This window comes from Leifsonia stereocauli, assembly GCF_038432415.1.
Lineage (GTDB): Bacteria > Actinomycetota > Actinomycetes > Actinomycetales > Microbacteriaceae > Orlajensenia > Orlajensenia stereocauli.
This window is the reverse complement of sequence record NZ_JBCAUN010000001.1, coordinates 462,746-483,950: the sequence shown is the minus strand read 5'-3', so window position 1 is coordinate 483,950 and position 21,205 is coordinate 462,746. Positions and strand designations below refer to the sequence as shown.

The window sequence follows — 21,205 nt, the reverse complement described above, 5'->3', positions numbered from 1 at the left end:
GGTCGACAGCGTGCACGCCGACGTCATGAATCCGATCTCCCCGCTCACGGGCCCGGTGATGGCCGTCTCCGACGTCGAGGCCATGCTGCAGGACACCCCGCGCACCGAACTCCGACGCGGTGGCGGTGCCGAGATGCACACCGACAGCTATGACCAGTCCTCGTTCGAGCTCGAGAGCTACGGCGAGCCCGAGAAGCCGGCCTGGCACACGCTGTCGAAGACCGGCGAGCCGTTCGCCTCTCACGACGGGTTGGAGACCGGCCCGATCGAGTTGTTCGCGATGCCTCAGGATGACGCCGGGCCATCGGATGCCGCATCCGACGACGATCCAGACGCGACGGGGGCATTCGACAGCGAGCTCGAGGCGCGCTCGGGCTCCCGCAGGGCCTCGGACGAGACCGACGACCACAGCGCGAGCAGGTCCTCCTCCTCGTAGAGGCGCTCGGGGCGTACGACCACATCGTCGGCCACGAAGTAGAACACGGCGTCGACGGTCGACGGATCGACGTCCTTCCACCGTGCGTACGCGAGGCGGTAGAGCGCCAGCTGGGTCTGCTTGAGCTCGAGATCGCGAGCATCGGTCGGAGCGCGCCCGGTCTTCCAGTCGACGACCTGGTAGCCCGTCTCGGTGCGGTAGACGGCATCGAGCTTGCAGATGAACACCTGGCCGGCGAGGGCGAGATGGATCTCGATCTCGACGTCCTCCGGCGCGCGATCCGCCCACTCCGAACGTTCGAATGTCGCTTGGAGCTGCGCCAGCCGGCCGCTCTCGGGCATGGCATCGACGACGTCGAACTCGACGGTGGTGTCGGCATCCGACTCGTCAGCCGACACGTCGAGGAGGTCGAACGAGCCGACGCCAGCCGAGCGGTGCTCGACCCAGCTGTGGAACAGCGTGCCGAGACGCGTGGCGCGGTAGGGGCGCTGCGGCAGCGGCCGACGCAGGCCCTCTGCGACCTCTCCGGGACGATCGACGTAGTCCTTGAACCGCGACGCCGGGATGCGCGCCGGGACGGCGACGGGTTCGGGCTGAGCGCGCCGCCTGCGCTCGGCAAGCAGCAGATCGATGTCGCGACTCCACGGCGTCGCCGGCCGCACGAGAGTTCTCGAGCGCTCGCGGGCGGCTGAGCGCACGGCATCCGCCGCCTGCTCCACGCCGACCCGTCGCGTGCCCAGGGGGTCGAACGGCCACTCCCCCGTGCGACCAGCGCGATCGGACGGGTTCTCCTCGTTCTCGGGAGCCTCGGGGAGGTCCGCGATGATGCCGACCTCGGCGAGCTCGCGCAGGTAGCGGCTGGGCTGCTTGGGCCGGGTGCCGTCGGCCCAGAACGACCCCGTGAGCAACAGCTGCTCTCGGGCCCGGGTGACGGCGACGTAGGCGAGCCGACGCTCCTCGAGCGAGCTGCGCTCGGCGAGCGCGGCCTTGAACGCCACGAACTCGTCGCGGAACTGCTGCTGCGTCGACACCGTGCGCCAGGGCAGCACGGGCAGTTCGAGGCGATCGCCGCGGAACTCGTACGGCAACTGGCCGAACGACACCCAGCCGCCGCCCTCTCGCGGAGCACTCGGCAGACCGGCCTCGGTCATGCCGGGGACGACGACGTGGTCCCACTCGAGGCCCTTCGACCCGTGGATGGTGAGCAGCTGCACGACGCCTCGCTCGCCCGGATCGCTGCGGGGTCCGAGATCGTCGGCCTTCTCGGCGCGAGCCAGCCACGCCAGGAAGCTGCCGAGGGTTCCGCGCTCGTCTGCGGCCACGAAGGCGGCGACCTCGTCGTGGAACGCATAGAGATTCGCCATACCGCGTTCGTTGCGCTCATTGGCGCTCACCTCGATGTCGAGGCGGAGCTCCTGCTCGACGAGTCGCACGAAGTCGGGCAGCGCGAGGCCGACGCGGGAACGCAGGAAGGCGAGGCGTGCACCGGCACCACGCAGGCGGTAGAGACCGAGATCGCTGAAGCCGGCGAGCTGGCGGTGCTCGGCTGGAGCCGACGACACGAAGTCGAGCGCGTCGACGATGGACGCGGCGTCGTCGATGGCGACGGATTCGCGCAGCGCCCGCCGCACCTCGTCGCCGACGTCCTTCTGCTGCCAGTCCCGGCTCTGCAGCCAGCCGGCCACTCGAGCGAGTTCGGCGAGGTCTCGCGGCCCGATGCGGAACAGGGCGCCGGCGAGGAGGCGCAGCAGCGACGAGCCCGCAGCCGGGTCGTGCACGACGCGCAGGGCGGCGACGAGGTCGACCACCTCCGGCGTCGACAGCAGGCCCCCGATGCCCAGGACGTGGCACGGGATGCCGCGGCGTCGAAGCGCATCGGCGAAGAACTCCATGTGCCGGCGGGCTCGGAACAGCATCGCCGCGGTCGGCTTCTCGGCCTCGGGTCCTGCAGGGTCGAGGCGACCGGAGAACCACTCGGCGACGGCATCGGCCTCGTCGGCCATCTGCTCGTGGAACGACGCGGTGAGCACGCCAACCGGGGCCGCCGGACGCGGGGCGAGAGTCGCGACGCCCACCGTAGTGACGGCGGTCAACGGCTCGACGAGGCGGTTGGCCGCATCCAGAACGATCGTGGGGTTGCGCCAGCTCGTCGAGAGGCTGAGGGTGTCGGCGCTGGTGCCGTCGGCGGCGAAGTCCGACGAGAAGCGGCTGAGGTTGTCGGCACTCGCGCCGCGCCAGCCGTAGATCGACTGGTGCGGATCTCCGACGGCCATGACTCCCTGCCCGGCGAAGAGGGTCGACAGCAGTCGGGTCTGGCCGACGGAGGTGTCCTGGTACTCGTCGAGAAGGATGACCTTGTAGCGCTCGCGATAGCCGTCGACGACCCGCGAGCTGCGCTCGCACGCTGCCCGCGCTAGAGCGACCTGGTCTGAGAACTCGACGAGGCCGAGCCTGCGCTTCTCGGCGTCGAAGCGCACGGCGAGGTCGAGGAGCACATCGAGCGACTCGACGTGGGCGAGGGCGGTGGTCACGTCGGCGTACTGCTTGGCTGCGCCGGTCTTCTCGTTGTACGGCAGCTCGCCGAGGCGGCGGAAGTCCTGGCCGAAGCGGCGCACCTCGGCGCCGTCGGCCTCGTTCTCGGCGAGGGCGCGGCTGATGCGGAGGACGGCATCCGTCACGTCGTCGACGCGCTTGCCGATGCGCACCAGACGATCGTCACCGTGCTCGACCGTCACGCGGCGGGCGAGCAACCATGCCGACGACTCGCTGAGCAGCTGCGACTCGGGCTCCCGGCCGAGGATGACGGCGTTGTCGTGGAAGATGCTGTTCGCGAAGGCGTTGTAGGTCGATACCGTGGGACGGTCGAAGAGCGAGTTCGCTCCGGAGTCGCCGCCGGCCTCTCCGCCTGCCGTGCGTCGGGGAAGCAGGCCACTCTCGTCGAGGCGGCCGATGCGACGCTGGATGCGCTCGGCCAGCTCGCCGGCGGCCTTGCGCGTGAAGGTGAGGCCGAGCACCTGCTCCGGTCGCACACGTCCTGTCGCGAGCAGCCAGATGACGCGGTTCGCCATCGTCTCGGTCTTGCCGCTGCCGGCTCCGGCGATGACCAGCGTCGGCGCCAGGTCGGCGCGGATGACGGCGGCCTGCTCGGCCGTGGGCGAGAACGGGTCGCCGATGCGACGGGCGAGCTCATCGGGAGCGAGGTCGACCCGAGGCGGGTCGACGGGAGCGAACTCGTTGCCGAGACCATCGAGGGTGACGTCTGTCATGAGCTCACCGATCCCACGACATGGATGCGGCAGGAACCGTGGGAGTACGGGTCGACGCAATGTGATCCGATCTGGGCGATGAACGTGGTTCCACCCATGCGGCGGGCGTCCTCCTCCACTCGCATGCGGAAGGCCGCGAGCTGATCGTCGTCGAGCGGGGCCTGGGTGGGCTGCCGCCAGGGTTGGGCTCGAGTGCCGCTGGAGACGACCACGAGCCTGGCGCCGCCGAGAGGCGCGTCGGGCAACTCGCCGAGGGCTCCGGCCGCGTAGGCCAGCTGATAGGCGCCGAGCTGCGCATGCTCGGCGACGGCGTCGTCGCTCGTCGGCTCGCTGCGCCCGGTCTTGAGGTCGACGATGTAGAGCTCGCCTCCGCGGAGCTCCACCCTGTCGATCTTGCCGTTCAGTACGGCGTCGCCGACGGGCAGCGAGAAGCCGCCCTCGGCCTGCACCAGTTCGCCACCCGCCGCGCGGAAATCGCGCAGGTAGGCCGAGAGCCGTTCGGTGAGGTCAGCTGCGCGCGCGGACTCCAGTCCCGACTGCCACTCCGACTCGAACGGGATCTCCTCCCAGCGCTCGCGCACGCTCGCGAGCAGGCCGTCGGGAGAGATGTCGGACTCGGGCGTGGCGTGCTCGGCGACCGAGTGGATGATGCTGCCGAGGCTCGAGGCCGTATTCGGAGCCGAGCCGCCGAGCTGGTCGACGAGCCAGTGCAGCTCGCAGGTCTCGAATGCCTCCATGCGCGAGGGAGAGACCCGCACGGGTCCGTCGCCGCCCTCCGCATAGTGCAGAGGGAGTTCGGTGGAGGGGTCGGCGATTCCGTACCAGTCGACGGGGTCGGCTCCGGCCACGCCCTCAGCGGCGAGGCGGGCGAGGTCGAAGGCCGCCTGCCTGCTGCGCAGCGGGTCGGTCTCGGTGGTCAGGGTACGGCGCAGCCGAGCCGTGAGTCCGCGGAGGGAGAGCGGATGCCGCTCGGGAGGCGTGTCGTCGGGCTCGGGAAGCAGCGAGAAGAACGCGGAGGGCGCCTGGTCCTCGTCGCTCACCGCAGTGACGATGAGCTCGCTGCGGGAGCGCGATACGGCCTGCGCGAACAGGCGCAGCTCATCGTGCAGCACGGCGGTGCGGGCATCGGTGGTGTCGGCGGATGCTCCCGTGGCCGCGGCGGCGAGATCGCCGGAGCCGAGCAGCGAGCCGCGCACCCGCATGTCGGGCCAGACGTTCTCCTGCACTCCGGCGACGACCACGATCTCGAAGTCACGGCCGACCACACCTGTCGGCGTGGAGACCGTGACCGATTGGGCGACGGCGCGCGGAGCGAGGGTGTCCTCGGCGACGTCTCGTGCCGTGAGCTCGTCGAGGAACAGCGCTGGAGGCGCCAACGGTGCCCGCTCGACGAAGCGCTGGGCGGAGGTGAACAGGGCGACGACGACGTCGAGGTGGCGGTCGGCCTCATCGGCGGCGATGCCCGGCTCCTTCGCCTGGGCGGTCCAGGTGCGTTCGAGCCCGCTGCGCTGCCAGAGCCCCCACAGCAGCTCCTCGATGGTGGCTCCGGCTGCCGCTTCCGCTGACGCCGTGCGCACGCTCTCGGCCAGGCGGGTCGCGCGCCGCGCGGTCGCCGTGTCGATGGTGGCGAGCCCGCCGGGCCTGTCGAGCGCCTCGACGAGGAGGTCGTCTGCACCCCGCGTTCCTCCGGCGGCGAGCTCCTCACGACGGAGCGCCGAGCGCAGCCGTCGGAGCGAGATGGGGTCGAGTCCGCCGAGCGCCCCGGAGAGCAGGTCGACGGCGGCGAGAGCGTCGAGCCGTCGACGCCCCATGGCGACGTCGAGGGCGAGCACGAAGGCCCGCACGACCTGCTCGTCGCGGAGTGCGGACCCGGCCGTGGTGACGGTCGTGGGCACCTCGAGGGCTGCCAGGCCCCGGGAGAGTGGTTCGACGAGCGACCCGCTGCGCACGACCACCGCCATGTCCCCCCAGGCGACGCCGTCGAAGACGTGACGCTCGCGCAGGGAGCGGGCGATGAGCTCGAGCTGCTGCGCCGGGCTGCTGGCGATGCGAGCACGGACGGACGGCGGCGAGGCGGCGGGAACCCCGGCGTCGGGACCGACACCGGCATCGGCATCCGCAGCACTGGCCCGGCGGTGGCGCCCGGTGGTGCCCGCCGTCCCGATGCGACCCGATACTGCGGCCACGATGCCGCGGATGTCGGGTCCGTGCCGGTGAACCGTGTCGAGCACGATCGTGTCGACGGAGTCGAGCCCGAGATGCTGGGCGAGTCGGCCGAGGGCATCGGGGTGCGAACCGCGGAACGATCCCGTGCTCACGTCCGGATCGCCGACGGCCACGATGGCGACGCCGCGCTCGGCGAACCGGCGCAGCAGGGCGAGAGTCGACCGGGTGAGCTCCTGCGCGTCGTCGACGATCAGCAGCTTCAGAGTGGCGAGGGAGCCGAGGGTGACGGATGCCGCTGCTCCGGCAGGTGCCTCCCTCACCGTCGCGGCAGCCTCCTGGGCGAGCGACGCGGAATCGAAGGCCCGCGAGCGATAGGCATCGGTGACGGCCTCGTACTCGTGCAGGAACTCGGCAGCAGCCTCCCACTCGGGGCGGCCGAGCTCCCGTCCGAGCGCAGCGAGACGCTTCGGCGATACGCCGTACTCGGTGCAGCGGGCCATCAGGTCGCGCAGTTCCGTGCGGAAGCCGCGGAGGCCGCGCACCTCGGGAGTCAGCGGATCGGGCCAGCTCGGCCCTGTGCCCTCCTCGAGATGACCGGCCAGCAGTTCGGCGATGATCTGGTCCTGTTCGCCACCGGTGAGCAGCACGGGATCGTCGGCATCCGTCGACGCCCCACGCACGATCTGGAAGGCGAGGGAGTTGCCTGTGCGAGCCAGGGGGCCGTTCGTGGGCACGCCGACGCGCAGCCCGATGCGATCGCGCAGCCGGGTCGCCGATGCGCGCGTCGCTGCCAGTACGAGCACGTCGCCTGGGGCGTAGCCGCGGCTGCGGATGCGGTCGCGCACCAGCTCGACGACGAGGGTCGTCTTGCCGGAGCCCGGGGCTCCGACGACGGCGGCCGATCGGCCGTCGGGCAGCGCGAGAACGGCCAGCTGGGCGGGATCGAGGGGCACCTCGTCGGTCGCGGGGACCACGGCGGCTGCGAACGCGGTACTCGCTGCGGTGCTCTGGAATCCCGTGATCGTCACGCTCACAACGCTAAGCGGTTCCGCCGACAGTGAACCCGCGCAGCGCCGTGGTCGATCTGTCGTAACCTGAGCGAAGAACGCAACGAAAGGCGCTTACACGTGGAAATCCGCATCGGCATCCAGAACTCCCCTCGTGAGATCAGCTTCGAGACCAGCCAGCCCGCTGCAGAGCTCGAGACGGCGGTCGCATCCGCCCTCGCAGAGAAGACCGGCTACCTGAAGCTGCTCGATTCCAAGGGCACCACGTACATCGTTCCGACGGCGACCATCGCCTATGTCGAACTCGGAAGCGACGAGGCCCGTCGCATCGGATTCGTCGGCTGACATGGAGCTGCTCTTCGTCTTCCTCGGCGGAGCCATCTTCGGCACCATCGCCCGCTACACCCTGCCGCACCGCGATGAGCACGGTTCCGTCCTCGTCCCGGCCATCGGCGCCGTCGTGGCGTCGGTCGTCTGGGTCGCGCTGACCTGGCTGGGCTGGGCGTGGGACGGCGGCTGGATCTGGTGGGTGAGCCTCGGCGCCTCCGTCATCGCCGTCGTCGTGGCCGACCTGGCCATCGGTCGCCACCGCGTGCAGACGGATGCCGCCCTGCTGACGAAGCTCACGGGCTCGACGGCAACAGCGACAGCGCACTGACGCTCACCGAAGGTCCAACGGCTGTCCCACCGACCGGTGGGGCAGCCGTTCGCGTTGACTGGAGGGAGCGCCTCAGGCCGTGAGGCCGAGGCTGTCCATCCGTCGCGTGTGCGCGGCGATGAGATCGGTGAAAGCCGGCTCGATGCTCTCGTCGACGGGGCCGCGGGCATTCGCATCGCGCAGCGCCGAGCGCGCCACGAGCAGGGTGTCGCCGACGAGTCGGCGACCCCACATGGCCAGCGGCGATGCCAGCTGGGGATCGGCGACGATGGCCACGGCTAGGGCGTCGGCGACGACATCCGTTCGCGGCCGCCGCGACAGGATCGCCGCGACCCGGGATCCGACGCCGTCGGGAAGCGATCCCGACAGGCTGATGAAGAAGTCGTCGAGCATGCCGGCCGTGATGAGGTTCGTGATCATGAGCTCGTGCCATGTCGCGCCGGTCGTGGCCGCGCGGAACGCGTCGATGGCGGGGGCGAACGGCGCCATGACGACGGCCGGCTCCTCGTCGAGGGCGCGGATCTCCTCCGCCAGGCGGTGGTGCTTGCGCAGTGTGAAGCGGGCGGCGGTGCTGAGGCTCGCCTTGTCGGCCAGCGTCGGCGCCGTGGCCATGGCGCGGGCCAGGTTCTCGAACAGCTCGAGCTGGATGTAGGCGGCCTGCCCGAGGAACGGAAGGGTCTCGGGAGTGAGCTCGCCGAACTCCACCTTCGTCGACACGACAGCGGCCACGCGGGGCTGCCGTCGGGGCGCCTCCGTGCGCCGTCGACCCTGCGGGAACCACTTCATCACGCTGACAGCCTAGTCAGGTGCGCCCGGATAGACTGATCGGGCTGCGGGCGATGGATCCCAGCCGTGCGCCTCTCATGAAAGGGCGCATTCCTCTTCAAGTACTGACAGGCACACGTGACTTTCGCAGATCTCCAGATCGACCAGGACATGGTCGACGCCCTCGCCACCCAGGGCATCATCGAACCGTTCCCCATCCAGGAGCAGACCATCCCCCTCGGCCTCAGCGGCCAGGACATCATCGGCCAGGCGAAGACCGGAACGGGCAAGACCCTCGGCTTCGGACTGCCCATCATCCAGCGCATCGGCCTGAACCCCGAGCCCGGCGTGCAGGTCCTCGTCGTCGTTCCGACGCGTGAGTTGTGCGTGCAGGTCGCCGAAGACCTCGAGCTGGCCACCAGCAACCGCGCCACCTCAGTCGTCGCCATCTACGGCGGCAAGGCCTATGAGGGTCAGGTCGAGCAGCTCAAGGCCGGCGCCCAGATCGTCGTCGGCACCCCGGGTCGTCTCCTCGACCTCGCGCAGCAGCGCCTGCTCAACCTCGGCAACGTGACCGAGATGGTGCTCGACGAGGCAGACAAGATGCTCGATCTCGGCTTCCTCGCCGACATCGAGAAGCTCTTCGCCAAGACTCCCCCCACGCGCCACACCATGCTGTTCTCGGCCACGATGCCCGGCCCGATCGTGGCTCTGGCACGCCGGTTCATGTCGAAGCCCATCCACATCCGTGCGACGGACCCCGACGAGGGCCTCACGCAGGCGAACATCAAGCACGTCGTCTACCGCGCGCACTCGATGGACAAGGACGAGGTCGTCTCGCGCATCCTGCAGGCCGACGGCCGAGGCAAGACCGTCATCTTCACGCGCACCAAGCGCGCAGCGGCCAAGCTCGTCGAGGAGCTCAACGATCGCGGCTTCAACGCCGCTGCCGTGCACGGTGACCTCAACCAGGACCAGCGCGAGCGCGCCATGGCAGCATTCAAGGCCGGCAAGAAAGACGTTCTCATCGCAACGGATGTCGCAGCCCGAGGCATCGACGTCAACGACGTCACCCACGTGATCAACCACACCGTGCCCGACGACCACGACACCTACCTCCACCGCGCCGGCCGCACCGGCCGCGCTGGCAAGACCGGCATCGCCGTGACGTTCGTCGACTGGGACGACATGCACAAGTGGGCGCTCATCAACCGCGCTCTCGAGATGAACCAGCCCGAGCCGGTCGAGACCTACTCCTCGTCGCCTCACCTCTACAGCGACCTCGACATCCCCGCAGGCTCGAAGGGCCGTCTCAAGGCGACCCCGGTCAAGGAGACGGCGCCCCGCGCAGCGGCCGAGAACCGCGGATCGGGCCGTCAGGGCTCCGGATCCTCCGGATCCTCCAGCTCCGGCTCCTCAGAGGGCACGAGCAATCGCAACCGTCGTCGCACCCGCGGCGGCCAGGGCACCTCGGGCCCGGGCGCATCGACCACGGCCCCTGCTTCGGGGTCGTCGGACGCGACGACGGATGCCGCATCCGTCGAGACGAACGTCGCAGCGGGCACCCACGACGGCCAGGGTCACGAGCACCACGACGGCAACAGCGCACCGCGCCGTCGTCGTCGCCGCGGCCCACGCCCGACGTCCGCTCCGCAGTAGAATCTGGTCGCTCGCTCGCTGAGGCCCGGACGAAGTCCGCGGCCGAAGCGCGCCGGGCGGTGACGTTTCGGGCGGTCGCTCCGCTCGGCCCTCAGTGAGCGGGTGCGTCGGGATACACCGGCGCCCACCCCGTCGCCTCGGCGATGAGCTTCTCGAGCACCTCGGGAGCCGTCGTGTTCTCCCCGAGCATGTTCGGCTTGCCCGAACCGTGCCAGTCGCTCGAGCCCGTGATCTCGAGTCCGAAGCGCTGGGCCAGCTCGCGCAATCGCACCTTCGCATCGGGCATGTTCTCGCGGTGGTCGATCTCGAGGCCGAACAGCCCGTCGTCGACGAGCACCCGCAGCCGCTCCGCCGGGATCACGGCCTCCGCCCCTCGGGTTCCGGGGTGGGCGAGCACAGGCACTCCCCCGGCCTCGCGCACCAGGCGCACGCCTTCGCGGGGGTCCGGCGCGTAGTGCGGCTGGTAGTAGCCGCGGCGCCAGTGCAGGATGCCGGCGAAGGCATCCGACCGGTTCGGCGCATGCCCGCGCGCCACGAGCGCGTCGGCGATGTGCGGGCGGCCGACCGTGGCGTTCGGGGTGGTCTGGGCCAGCACGTCGTCCCAGGTGAGGTCGTAGTCGCGCGAGATGCGCCGCACGATCTCCTCGGCCCTGGTGAGTCTGGCGGCGCGGATGCGGGCGGTCTCGATCTGCAGCGCCTCGTTCGCCGGATCGAAGAGGTAGGCCAGCATGTGCACGCTGGAGAACTGCACCTGCGTCGACAGCTCCATCCCGGGGATGAGGGTGATGCCCACCCGGCGCGCCTCGTCGGAGGCTGCAGCCCATCCCGACGTCGCGTCGTGGTCGGTGATCGCCACGGTGCCGAGTCCAGCTTCAGCCGCCTGCCGCACGAGCTGGGTGGGCGACTCGGTTCCGTCCGACACGCTCGAGTGGGCGTGCAGGTCGATCGGACCCCGGAAACGCTGCATCCCCCCATGCTAGGACCGGGCACTCGCGTCGTCCGCCGCGGACCGTCGTCGCGCGGGTTCAGCGCCTCTTGCCGCCCATGCCGGGAACAGACGTGACCTGTCTCATCCATGCGGCGATCCGACCTCGGTCGATGTCGTCCACGGAGGTGAATTCCACGCCCCGCGTCGCTTTCCCCATTCCCACCGGGGTCACCGGCGGCACGGGATCGAGCACCGTCGCTCCGTTGATGAACATCAGCTTCACGTCGCCGGCGAAACCGCCGCAGCTGAAGCACCACCCCTCGCCGACCCCGTAGTAGGCCATACCCCACTTGACGGCCCTGTGGAGGTCGGGCAGAGTCTCGGCGGCCAGCGCATCAACGGTCTCGGCGATACTCCGCTGTGGTTGCGGAAGGCTCGCGATGTAGGCGAACACCGGCTCGTCGCCGACGGCCGCTTTCGCGGGGCTCGCCCTCCCGGTCATCGCCACCGGCAACGGCGAGATCACCCCGCCGTCCGCCGAATCGTCTGAGACGCCCGAGTCCTTCTCTCTGCTGGCCATCCTGAACTCCGCCTCGCTCCAGATCGATCCCGATCACGTGGCCACGGTACCGAGGCAGCAGCATCCGCGCTACCGGATGCCGTCCGCAGTCGTGACCGAGGATCGGCGTCGGGGCCCATACCTGGACGACTACCATTCGGGGATGACCAACCCAGCTCCCACCGACGACGTCCCGATCGGCGGCGAGTCCATCCGCCTCGGGCAGTTCCTGAAGTTCGCTGGGCTCCTCGACTCCGGTGGAGACGTCAAAGAGGCCATCGTCAACGGCTATGTGACAGTGAACGGCGAGGTGGATCTGCGACGCGGACGGCAGCTGAAGCTCGGAGACGTGGTCAGCTTCGGTGGACGCACGGTGCGCGTCTGCCCGTGATGTCGGCCATGGAGACGGAGGTCAGGGTGCCCACCCGCACAGCCTGCCTGGTGCCTCCCCGTCGGTGGTGCGGTATAGGTTCACACCATGGCCACCCTTGACGACCTGCGCCGGATCGCTGTCGGGTTGCCCGGTAGCGAGGAGCGCGCGACGACGGGCGGCGCCGCATGGTTCGTTCGCGGCAAGCTGTACGCGTGGGAGTGCCATCCCTGGCCCAGCATTCCGGCAGACATACGCGAGACAATCGCGGCCGAGCTCGTCGTCGGGGTGAAGGTCGCCGATCGCCTGGACGCGCTCGCCCTCGTCGACATGGCGCCCGACGTCTTCCTGCGCACCACGACTGCCTGGGGCGAGCCGAAGATCGCATTCCGCATGGCCGGTATCGACGAGGACCATCTCGTCGAGCTCGTGACGGATGCGTGGCGCGTGCAGGCCCCGAGGTACCTGCGGCGCGAGCTCGACGACCTCGGCTCCTAGCGTGTCGCTCGCGCGTGGCTGAGGCATCCGCCCAGCCTTCTCGCCTAGGGTGAGCTGGCCATGGTCGCCCGTCTCGTCGCCCCCGTCGTCGCCCTCGCTGCCGCTGTCGTCGCGCTCGTGCTGGTGTGGCCGGCACTCTTCGGGCTGCAGGATCAGCTCATCGTCGCCCAGCTCATCGCCTTCCGCGCCCTGATGGCCATCGGCGCGATCGTCGTCGTGATCGTGCTGTCGCTCCTCGCCCTGGTGCGTGCGCTCCGCCGCACGGCCGTGGTGCTCGGCGTCGTGCTTCTGGCCTTCGCCATTGCGAATGCCGGCATCCTCGGTGTGCGCGGCTTCACCCAGCAGCCGGCATCCGCCGCCCAGACGTCATCGGCCGAGACCATCACCGTGCTCAGCTGGAACACCCTCGGCGGCTCCCCCGGCGCCGACCAGGTGGCCAAGCTCGCCCTCGATCGCGGGGCCGACATCGTGTCGCTTCCGGAGACGACCGACGCCTTCGCCACCGAGGTCGCCGAACTCATGCGAGCGGGCGGCAGCCCGATGTGGGCGCTCGGCCTCTCGTTCAGCGAGATCTACGAGGCCCGCTCGACCGCTGTGCTGATCAGCCCCGACCTCGGCGAGTACACGGTCGAGTCGGCCGGCGGCACGGGGCCGCCCGGCAACACGAACGTGTCGCCGACAGTGGTCGCCACGCCGGACTCAGGCGATGGCCCCACGATCGTGGCGGTGCACGCCGTCTCGCCCCTGCGCGGCGAGATGACGAACTGGCGCAGCGACCTCGACTGGCTCGCGGCCCAGTGCACCTCCGGCAGCGACGTGATCATGGCCGGCGACTTCAATGCCACCCTCGATCACATGATCGGACGCGGAACGGATGGCGGCGAGCTCGGCGCCTGCCATGACGCCGCCGCCGCGAACGACGCCGCCGCCCTCGGCACCTGGCCGAGCGACATCCCCATGCCCCTCGGCGCCCCCATCGACCACATCATGGCGACCTCGGGATGGACGGCGACCTCCTTCGAGGTGATCACGAGCCTCGACGAGCTGGGCAGCGACCACAGGCCCGTCCTGGCCACGCTCAGGCGCTCCTGAACGCGGCGGTGCCGGCGGGTTCTCCTCCCCACGCGCCCAGCCAGCGGTGCGAGAATGGACGCATGGCCACGAGCACTGACACCTCTGTATCCGCCCGCCCCGAGACCGGCCTCGCCGAGACGCCCGACGCGACCACCGAGGCGCCCCGCGCCACGTCGAACAGGTCGACGACGCCGGGTTCCGAGGGATTCAAGGCGTATATCGGCGGCCAGTGGGCCGAACGCGTCGAGTCGGTGCCGCCCGCCCGTGAGCAGGCGTCCTTCGCCGCGGAGCGTCGCGCGCGCGTCTCGGCCGCGTTCCCCGGGCAGCGCCTGATCATTCCGGCCGGCAGCCCCAAGCAGCGCTCGAACGACACCGACTACGCCTTCCGGGCGCACTCGGCCTTCTCCTACCTGACCGGCTGGGGGTCCGACTCCGAGCCCGGTGCGGTGCTGGTGTTCGAGCCCACGGCCGGCGGACACGACGTCACCCTGTACTTCCGTGAGCGCGCCGGGCGCGACTCCGACGAGTTCTACGCGAACCCCGAGATCGGCGAGTTCTGGATCGGCCCTCGACCCTCCCTCGCCCAGGTCTCCGGCGACCTCGCCGTGACCACGAGCGGCATCGCCGCCTTCGATGCCGTCATCCGTTCCGTCGACACGGCCACCCTCGTGGTGCGCGAGGCGGATGCCGCCATCGCAGAGCACGTGGATGACGCTCGTCTGCGCTTCGCAGCCGAGCAGGCGCTCTCCACGAACGCGTCGGACAGCGCGTTCAGCATCGAGGTCGGCTCCGAGCACGCTCCTGACGCCAAGCTCGCCGAGGTGCTCAGCGAGATGCGGCTCGTGAAGGACTCCTACGAGATCGAGCAGATGCGCCTCGCGGTCGACGCTACGCAGCGCGGCTTCGAGGACGTGCTGGGCGAGCTCGAGCGCGCCACCTCGGTGCAGCGAGGCGAGCGCATCGTCGAGGGCGTCTTCAACACCCGGGCCAGGCTCGACGGCAACACCGTCGGCTACGACACGATCGCGGCATCCGGAGCCCACGCGACGATCCTGCACTGGACCCGCAACGACGGCGCCGTGAAGCCGGGCGAGCTGATCCTCCTCGACGCCGGCGTCGAGGTCGACAGCCTCTACACCGCCGACATCACCCGCACCCTGCCGATCAGCGGCGAGTTCAGCGCGGAGCAGCGGCTCGTCTACGAGGCCGTGCGCGAGGCAGCGGATGCCGCCTTCGCCATCGTGCGCCCGGGCATCGTCTTCCGCGACGTGCACGCCGCCGCCATGGAGGTCATCGCGAAGCGCACGGCCGAGTGGGGCTTCCTGCCCGTGAGCGCCGAGGAGGCGCTGAAGCCTGACAACGAGCACCACCGCCGTTACATGGTGCACGGCACCAGCCACCACCTCGGCATCGACGTGCACGACTGCGCACAGGCCCGGCGCGAGATGTACAAGGACGGCGTGGTCGAGGAGGGCATGGTCTTCACCATCGAGCCCGGCCTCTACTTCCAGACCGACGACCTCACGGTTCCTGCCGAGTTCCGAGGAATCGGCGTGCGCATCGAAGACGACATCCTGGTGACGGCCGACGGCGCCGAGAACCTCTCGGCTGGCATCCCCCGCACGGCCGACGAGGTCGAGGCGTGGATGGCCGCGAAGCGCGGCTGAATCAGGTCGGGCGCGGCTCGTCCACGCCCGGGTCCACCGGCAGCGGATCGCCGAACCCCGGTTCCGGCTGCGTCTCGACGACGGCGTCGGTGGCCGCAGCATCCGCGGCCCCCGAGAGCACATTGCGCGCGCGGTTGACCAACTCGCCGTCGACGATCACCTGGTAGTTCGAGGCGATCACCTGCATTGTCGAGGTGAAGTCGCGGCGCCGGCGATTGACGCTGTAGGTCACGATGCCGAACAGCATGCCGAATCCGGCACCGATCAGCACTGCGGCCACCACCAGCGCGAGGTTGACGCCCGTCGCCACGAAGATGAACATCAGGAGACCGAAGAAGACGCCGAGCCAGGCTCCGGATGCCGCTCCTGCGAGCGCCGCGCGCGCATAGGTCATGCGTCCGGTGACGTTCTCGACCGTCTTCAGGTCGTTGCCGACGATGGAGAGGAGCTTCACCGGGAAGTCGGCGCGCGCCAGCACGGCCACGGCGTCCTGGGCCTCGGCGTAGGTCTCGTAGGTCGCCACGATCTCGCCACGCGGCAGCACGGGCGACGCGGCCGGTCGGCGACCAGCGAAGGGATTCTGGTTGCTCATGCTCTCGATTCTCCCATGCGCCACGACGACGAGCTGGGAGCACGAACGCGAGCGGCGGCGGCCTAGTGGAGCGCGAGGGCATAGATTTGTCTCGTGAGTGCCACGAGAGTGTTCGTCGCCCGGCTGGCCGGGTGCGCCGTCTTCGACCCCGCAGGCGACCGGGTCGGCAAGGTGCGCGATGTGCTCGTGGTCTATCGACGGGCTGACGCCCCCACTGTCGTCGGCCTGATCGTCGAGATTCCGGGCAAGCGCCGCGTCTTCGTCTCCATCGGACGCGTCACCAGCATCAGCGCCGGCCAGATCATCACCACCGGACTCATCAACGTGCGCCGCTTCGAGCAACGCGGCGGCGAGGTGCGCGTGATCGCCGAGATGCTCGGCCGTCGCGTGCTGTTCGCCGACGGCTCGGGCGAGGCCATCGTCGAGGACGTGGCCATCGAGGAAGCCGCTCCGAACGAGTGGCAGGTCAGCCAGCTCTTCGTGCGACGCCCCAAGAGCGGCGGCTCCCCCTTCGCCAAGGGCACCACGGCCTTCGTGAGCTGGCGCGAGGTGCGCGAGAGCGCCGTCGTCGGCGAGGCGCAGTCCGCTGAGCAGCTGATCGCCACCTATTCCGAGATGAAGCCGGCCGACCTGGCGAACACCCTGCTCGACCTGCCGCAGGAACGCCGGCACGAGGTCGCCGAGGAGCTGTCGGACGGCAGGCTCGCCGACGTCCTCGAGGAGATGCCCGAGAGCGACCAGGTCGAGATCATCGGCCGCCTCGACGACGACCGCGCCGCCGACGTCCTCGACCAGATGCAGCCCGACGACGCAGCCGACCTCATCGCGCAGCTGCCTGAGGCGCGCGGCGAGCACCTGCTCGAGCTCATGGAGCCCGAAGAGGCCGACGACGTGCGCATGCTTCTCAGCTACGCGCCCGACACCGCTGGCGGCCTCATGACCACCGAGCCGATCATCGTCTCGGCCGATGCGACCGTGGCGGAGGGGCTCGCGCTCATCCGTCGCCATGAACTCGCCCCCGCCATCGGCGCCGCGGTCTGCGTGACGCTTCCGCCGTTCGAGCCGCCGACGGGCCGATTCCTCGGCATGGTGCACTTCCAGCGGATGCTGCGCTATCCCCCGCACGAACGCCTCGGCACGCTGCTCGACCAGGGTCTCGAACCCGTAACCGTCGACGCATCCGCGGCCGAGGTCTCGCGCATCCTGGCGAGCTACAACCTCGTGTCGGTTCCGGTTGTCGACGACAACCATCGCCTCGTCGGGGTGGTGACCATTGACGACATCCTCGACTACCTGCTCCCCGACGACTGGCGATCTCACGCCGACGACGACCACGTCTCGAGACGCGCAGCCGCTCGAGCGCAGCTGAAGACGGGCAGCATCCCGATCCAGGGCCAGCCTCAGAAGAACGGAAGGAGGAACGCCGATGGCACGCGCTAGCCGATCCGACCAGCGTCTCGACGCCCCGAAGGGACTGCGCAACTCCGCGAAGCGCAACCGCGCCTCCAAAGACCGCTTCGGGCGGTTCACCGAGGGCGTCGCCCGCGGCATGGGCACTCCCTGGTTCCTGCTCGGCCTCTCCCTCTTCGTCATCGCCTGGATGGCATGGAACACGCTCGCTCCCGAGCCCTGGCGCTTCGACTCCATCGCACTCGGCTTCATCGCCCTGACGCTCGTGCTCTCACTGCAGGCCTCGTACGCCGCACCCCTCATCCTGTTGGCGCAGAACCGCCAGGACGACCGCGACCGCGTGCAGATCGAGCAGGACCGCCAGCGCTCCGAGCGCAACCTCGCCGACACCGAGTACCTCGCCCGCGAAGTCGTCGCCCTGAGGCTCGCCATGCGCGACATGGCATCGAAGGACTTCATCCGCTCCGAGCTCCGCGCCCTCCTCGAGCAGCTCGACGAGCGCACGGACGACCGCGACGACGCGACGACGAACGCCGACCCGGATGCCCGCTGACGCGTCCACCGGTGCAGCTCTCGAGGGCCGCGTGCTGGCCGCGCTCGCGAGCGTCATCGACCCCGAGATCCGCAAGCCCATCACCGAGCTCGACATGGTGGGCGGGGTCGTCGCGCGCGCCGACGGCGGCGTCGATGTCGGCATCAAGCTGACCATCGTCGGCTGCCCGGCCGCTGACCGCATCGAGCGCGACGTGCTCGCGGCCGCCGAGGCCGTGGTCGGACCCGGGTTCGCATCCGTCGACGTCACGATCATGACGCGTGAGGAGCGGACCGCGCTCACCGAGAAGCTGCGCGGCGGCAAGGCGAAGCGCGGCATCCCGTTCACGGCGGAGTCGCTCACCAGGGTCTACCTCGTGACGAGTGGCAAGGGCGGCGTCGGCAAGTCGACTCTCACGGCCAATCTCGCCGTCGCCCTCGCCGAGTCGGGACTGCGGGTCGGCATCGTGGACGCCGACGTGCACGGCTTCTCGATTCCGGGCATCCTCGGACTCGTCGAGACGGATGCCGCCACGGGCGCCCAGCGCGCGACGCGCCCGACGCAGGTGGGCGAGATGATCCTGCCGCCCGTCGCGCACGGGGTGAAGGTCATCTCCATCGGCATGTTCGTCGAGCCTGGAGCCGACGGCGCCGGTGTCGCCGTCGCCTGGCGCGGGCCGATGCTGCACCGCACCATCCAGCAGTTCCTCACCGACGTCTATTTCGGCGACCTCGACGTCCTGCTGCTCGACCTGCCGCCCGGCACCGGCGATGTCGCCATCTCCATCGGACAGCTGCTGCCGCACGCCGAGGTGATCGTCGTGACGACCCCGCAGCCGGCCGCTGCCGACGTCGCCGAGCGCAGCGCCCTCGTCGCCCGCCAGACCGGTCAGCACGTCTACGGCGTGATCGAGAACATGTCGGGACTCCCCCAGCCGGACGGCAGCGTGCTCGAGCTGTTCGGTTCCGGTGGCGGAGCCGAGGTGGCCCGACGACTGTCGTCGACCGGAGCCGAGGTGCCGCTGCTCGCGCAGATCCCGCTCAGCATCGCGCTGCGGAGCGGTGGCGACACCGGCGAGCCCGTCGTGCTCGCCCATCCGGAAGAGCCGGCCAGCCTCGCCATCCGGGCTGTCGCCGATTCCCTGGCCACCCGCTCACGCAGCCTGGCCGGGCGCCAGCTCCCCTTCTCGCCGCGGTAGCAGACAGTATGAACCGAGCGCGCCGCAGCCCCCTCCTTCGCGCCATGGCTGCGCTCCTCGTCGTGCTGGCGGGGTCGGTTCTCGCCGGGTGCGCCGACGGATCGACGCCCGCTTCCACAACCGCCCAGACGCCGCCATCCGCGCCGTTCAGCGTCGAGGCCGCCGTCGTGCAGGGTCGCACCGACTACACCCGCGGGGTGTTCTCGATGGCGATCACCAACACCGGGCCCGAGCCTCTCACCATTCTCGACGCCGTGTACTCCTCTCCGCGGTTCGCAGAAACCGCCGCGCGCACCGGCGACCCTGTGACGCTGGTCTCCGGGCAGCGCATAGACCTGCGGGCGCCCATCCCGCCCCTCGCCTGCGACGCCGCAGCGGCCGACGGCACCGGCGAGATCGGAACCATCGAGCTGACGGTGACGGATGGCTCCCCCGACGCCGCGCCGACAGAGCTGTCGCTCGTGCCGACCGACCCGAACCAGACCGTCGACCGCCTGCTGCGCGAAGGCTGCCTCGTGCACGACGTCGATGCCGTCGTGACAGTGGCCCCGCCCACGGCACTCCGCGTCGAGGGGACGGGCTCCGACGCCCAGGCCTTCATCGATCTGACGTTCACGTCCACGGGCGCAGACGGGAGCGCGACCTTCACGGGCGTGCGGTCGACCACCCTGATGTCACCGGCGGATGGCGCCGACGGCTGGCCGCTCGGCTTCACCGCTGATGCCGCATCCGATGTGCGCAATGTGACCCTGGCGATGCGGCCGACCCGCTGCGATCCGCACGCCTTGGCCGACGACAAGGTCGGCACCGTGCTCGTGATCGATGCGACCACCTCGACGGGCCGAGAGGGTCGTTACCTGCTGCCCTTGCCGCCGTCAGTGAAGGCGCAGGTCTACACGTACATCACGACGGTCTGCGGCGACTGAGGGTCAACCGGCCACCACCGGTTCCACCAGCCGCGCCAGCAACTCGGTCAGCAGGCGCTCGGCCAGCGCCGGCGGGAGCGCCTCGATGAGGGCGAGAAGCGGCGCCAGCTCCGACGGGAGGCCGGCTCCATCGGCGCCGATGCCCACCGCGGCGAGCAGCCCGGCAGCCTGCTCCGAGTCCGGCAGCGTGCCGCCGAAGCCCTCGAGCACCGGGCCGAGCGCCTCGAGGATGCCGTCGGCCGACGCCTGCGGCATCCCGCGCACCTCATCTGCGGCGGCCACGAGGGCCTCAGTGAGCGCGGGCAGCTGCGCCTCGGTCACCGGCGTGATCGTGAGGTGCGTCGAGTGGGGCACCCGAGTGCCGTCGGCCTGGCTGAGCCCTGGCTGCAGCTGGATGATGAAACCGTGCTGGCGAACGGCATCCGCCCACCGGTGCGGGTCGACCCGACGGTCGGCCGGAACGCTCTCGTCGACCGCCGCCGCGAACAGCGGACCGACGGGGTCACCGACCACGCGCAGGCCCTCGATGCCGTTCACCACGGCAACGAGAGCGACGGTGGCGCGCTCGGCTGTCGCAGTGAGCTGGGCGAAGCCGGCCGGGCCCAACGCGTTCACGATCGCCCACGCCGCAGCGAGAGGAGCGGCGGATTTGGAGCCGAGCATGGTCGGGTTGACGACCGGGTAGCCCATCCAGCGCGTCGTGGCGAAGTACTGCATACGCTGCCTGTCGCGTCCACGCTGCAGCAGCACGGATGCGCCCTTCGGCGCGTAGCCGTACTTGTGCAGGTCGGCCGAGATGCTGGTGACTCCCGGCAGTCTGAAGTCCCACGCCGGCAGGCCTCCCCCACGCCACCACGGCAGCGCGAAGCCGCCGATGCAGGCGTCGACGTGGCAGGCGACACCGCGCTCGGCGGCGAGGGCTGCGACCTCGGCGATGGGGTCGAAGGTTGCGGTCGGGTACGAGGGCGCACTCACGACCACGAGGGCGACGGATGGGTCCAGTCGAGCGGCGATCGCGTCAACGGCCGGAGCTCCCGTCGCCGGGTCGACGGGCACCAGGTCGAGCTCGAGGCCGAAGTAGTGTGCCGCCTTGTGGAACGCCGCGTGAACCGTCGTCGCGGCGAGCAGCCGGGGAACGCCGGTGCCGCCGGCCGCACGCCAGACGTCGCGCGCTGTCTTCACGGCGAGCAGGCAGCTCTCGGTGCCGCCCGTGGTGATCGTCCCGACGACGTCGGTGTCACCGTGGAGCACCTCGCGGGCGAAGCCGATGAGCTCGCGCTCCATGACAGCGATCGAGCTGAAGGTTGTGGGGTCGAGGCCGTTCAGCGGTTGCACGGCTCGGATCGCGGCTGCTGCGAGCTCGTCGAGCTCGGCCAGCCCCGAGTCGTAGACGTAGGAGAGCACGCGCCCACCGTGGGTCGGGGCATCCGCTCGACGGAGTTCCGCCAGTCGGTCGAGGATGTCTGTCGGGTTCTGGGCGAAGGCGGTCACGCG

General features: G+C 70.3%; 18 protein-coding genes. 11 read left to right on the top strand and 7 right to left on the bottom strand.

Annotated features, from left to right (window positions below):
* Positions 1-285 precede the first annotated feature (285 nt).
* Positions 286-3,702 (bottom strand): ATP-dependent DNA helicase, encoded by a 3,417-nt coding sequence (locus AADV74_RS02435; protein ID WP_342111462.1) that lies wholly within the window; start codon positions 3,700-3,702, stop codon positions 286-288.
* The gene (locus tag AADV74_RS02430; RefSeq protein ID WP_342111460.1) at positions 3,699-6,896 is read right to left on the bottom strand and encodes an ATP-dependent helicase; all 3,198 of its coding nucleotides are present in this window, start codon (positions 6,894-6,896) and stop codon (positions 3,699-3,701) included. The genes AADV74_RS02435 and AADV74_RS02430 overlap by 4 nt, the downstream gene beginning before the upstream one ends.
* Before the next feature lie 99 nt (positions 6,897-6,995).
* Between AADV74_RS02430 and AADV74_RS02425 the strand changes: the two genes are divergently transcribed.
* Positions 6,996-7,220 (top strand): DUF3107 domain-containing protein, encoded by a 225-nt coding sequence (locus tag AADV74_RS02425; RefSeq protein ID WP_342111458.1) that lies wholly within the window; start codon positions 6,996-6,998, stop codon positions 7,218-7,220.
* Position 7,221: 1 nt separating this feature from the next.
* Complete coding sequence (locus AADV74_RS02420; protein ID WP_342111456.1) at positions 7,222-7,533, top strand: hypothetical protein; 312 nt, start codon at positions 7,222-7,224, stop codon at positions 7,531-7,533.
* Positions 7,534-7,605: 72 nt separating this feature from the next.
* On the opposite strand, the gene AADV74_RS02415 is transcribed toward AADV74_RS02420, so the two are convergent.
* The gene (locus AADV74_RS02415; RefSeq protein WP_342113083.1) at positions 7,606-8,319 is read right to left on the bottom strand and encodes a ferritin-like fold-containing protein; all 714 of its coding nucleotides are present in this window, start codon (positions 8,317-8,319) and stop codon (positions 7,606-7,608) included.
* A 117-nt stretch (positions 8,320-8,436) separates the two neighbouring features.
* Between AADV74_RS02415 and AADV74_RS02410 the strand changes: the two genes are divergently transcribed.
* Positions 8,437-9,957 carry a DEAD/DEAH box helicase gene (locus AADV74_RS02410; protein ID WP_342111454.1) on the top strand — a complete coding sequence of 507 codons (1,521 nt, stop codon included), beginning with the start codon at positions 8,437-8,439 and terminating at the stop codon, positions 9,955-9,957.
* A 91-nt stretch (positions 9,958-10,048) separates the two neighbouring features.
* Here the strand turns inward: AADV74_RS02410 and AADV74_RS02405 are convergent, their stop codons facing one another.
* Positions 10,049-10,924, bottom strand: a complete 876-nt coding sequence (locus AADV74_RS02405) for a PHP domain-containing protein (protein ID WP_342111452.1) — start codon at positions 10,922-10,924, stop codon at positions 10,049-10,051.
* Between the two features lie 58 nt (positions 10,925-10,982).
* Positions 10,983-11,465: a DUF1801 domain-containing protein gene (locus AADV74_RS02400; protein ID WP_342111450.1), complete on the bottom strand. Its 483-nt coding sequence runs from the start codon at positions 11,463-11,465 to the stop codon at positions 10,983-10,985.
* Positions 11,466-11,607: 142 nt separating this feature from the next.
* On the opposite strand from AADV74_RS02400, the gene AADV74_RS02395 reads away from it, so the two are divergent.
* From AADV74_RS02395 to AADV74_RS02380, 4 genes are all read left to right on the top strand, one after another.
* Entirely contained in the window at positions 11,608-11,835 is a 228-nt protein-coding gene (locus AADV74_RS02395; RefSeq protein ID WP_342111449.1) for an RNA-binding S4 domain-containing protein, read from the top strand.
* Between the two features lie 87 nt (positions 11,836-11,922).
* A complete protein-coding gene (locus AADV74_RS02390) occupies positions 11,923-12,312 on the top strand; it encodes an MmcQ/YjbR family DNA-binding protein (RefSeq protein WP_342111447.1) in 390 nt (129 codons plus the stop codon).
* 60 nt (positions 12,313-12,372) lie between these two features.
* Positions 12,373-13,404, top strand: a complete 1,032-nt coding sequence (locus tag AADV74_RS02385; RefSeq protein WP_342111446.1) for an endonuclease/exonuclease/phosphatase family protein — start codon at positions 12,373-12,375, stop codon at positions 13,402-13,404.
* Between the two features lie 62 nt (positions 13,405-13,466).
* A complete protein-coding gene (locus AADV74_RS02380; protein WP_342111444.1) occupies positions 13,467-15,053 on the top strand; it encodes an aminopeptidase P family protein in 1,587 nt (528 codons plus the stop codon).
* 1 nt (position 15,054) lies between these two features.
* Here AADV74_RS02380 and AADV74_RS02375 read toward each other — a convergent pair whose 3' ends face one another.
* Positions 15,055-15,645, bottom strand: a complete 591-nt coding sequence (locus AADV74_RS02375; protein ID WP_342111443.1) for a YflT domain-containing protein — start codon at positions 15,643-15,645, stop codon at positions 15,055-15,057.
* Positions 15,646-15,738: 93 nt separating this feature from the next.
* On the opposite strand from AADV74_RS02375, the gene AADV74_RS02370 reads away from it, so the two are divergent.
* From AADV74_RS02370 to AADV74_RS02355, 4 genes are read left to right on the top strand one after another with little or no spacing between them, the layout of a single operon-like run.
* Positions 15,739-17,085: a magnesium transporter MgtE N-terminal domain-containing protein gene (locus tag AADV74_RS02370; protein ID WP_342111441.1), complete on the top strand. Its 1,347-nt coding sequence runs from the start codon at positions 15,739-15,741 to the stop codon at positions 17,083-17,085.
* Positions 17,072-17,608 carry a DUF1003 domain-containing protein gene (locus AADV74_RS02365; protein WP_342111439.1) on the top strand — a complete coding sequence of 179 codons (537 nt, stop codon included), beginning with the start codon at positions 17,072-17,074 and terminating at the stop codon, positions 17,606-17,608. Before AADV74_RS02370 ends, AADV74_RS02365 begins: the two co-directional genes overlap by 14 nt.
* Complete coding sequence (locus AADV74_RS02360; protein ID WP_342111437.1) at positions 17,598-18,785, top strand: Mrp/NBP35 family ATP-binding protein; 1,188 nt, start codon at positions 17,598-17,600, stop codon at positions 18,783-18,785. Before AADV74_RS02365 ends, AADV74_RS02360 begins: the two co-directional genes overlap by 11 nt.
* Positions 18,786-18,829: 44 nt before the next feature.
* On the top strand, positions 18,830-19,711 hold the full coding sequence (locus AADV74_RS02355; protein ID WP_342111435.1) for a hypothetical protein: 882 nt from the start codon (positions 18,830-18,832) through the stop codon (positions 19,709-19,711).
* 3 nt (positions 19,712-19,714) lie between these two features.
* Here AADV74_RS02355 and AADV74_RS02350 read toward each other — a convergent pair whose 3' ends face one another.
* Positions 19,715-21,202 (bottom strand): pyridoxal phosphate-dependent decarboxylase family protein, encoded by a 1,488-nt coding sequence (locus tag AADV74_RS02350; protein WP_342111434.1) that lies wholly within the window; start codon positions 21,200-21,202, stop codon positions 19,715-19,717.
* Positions 21,203-21,205: the final 3 nt, after the last annotated feature.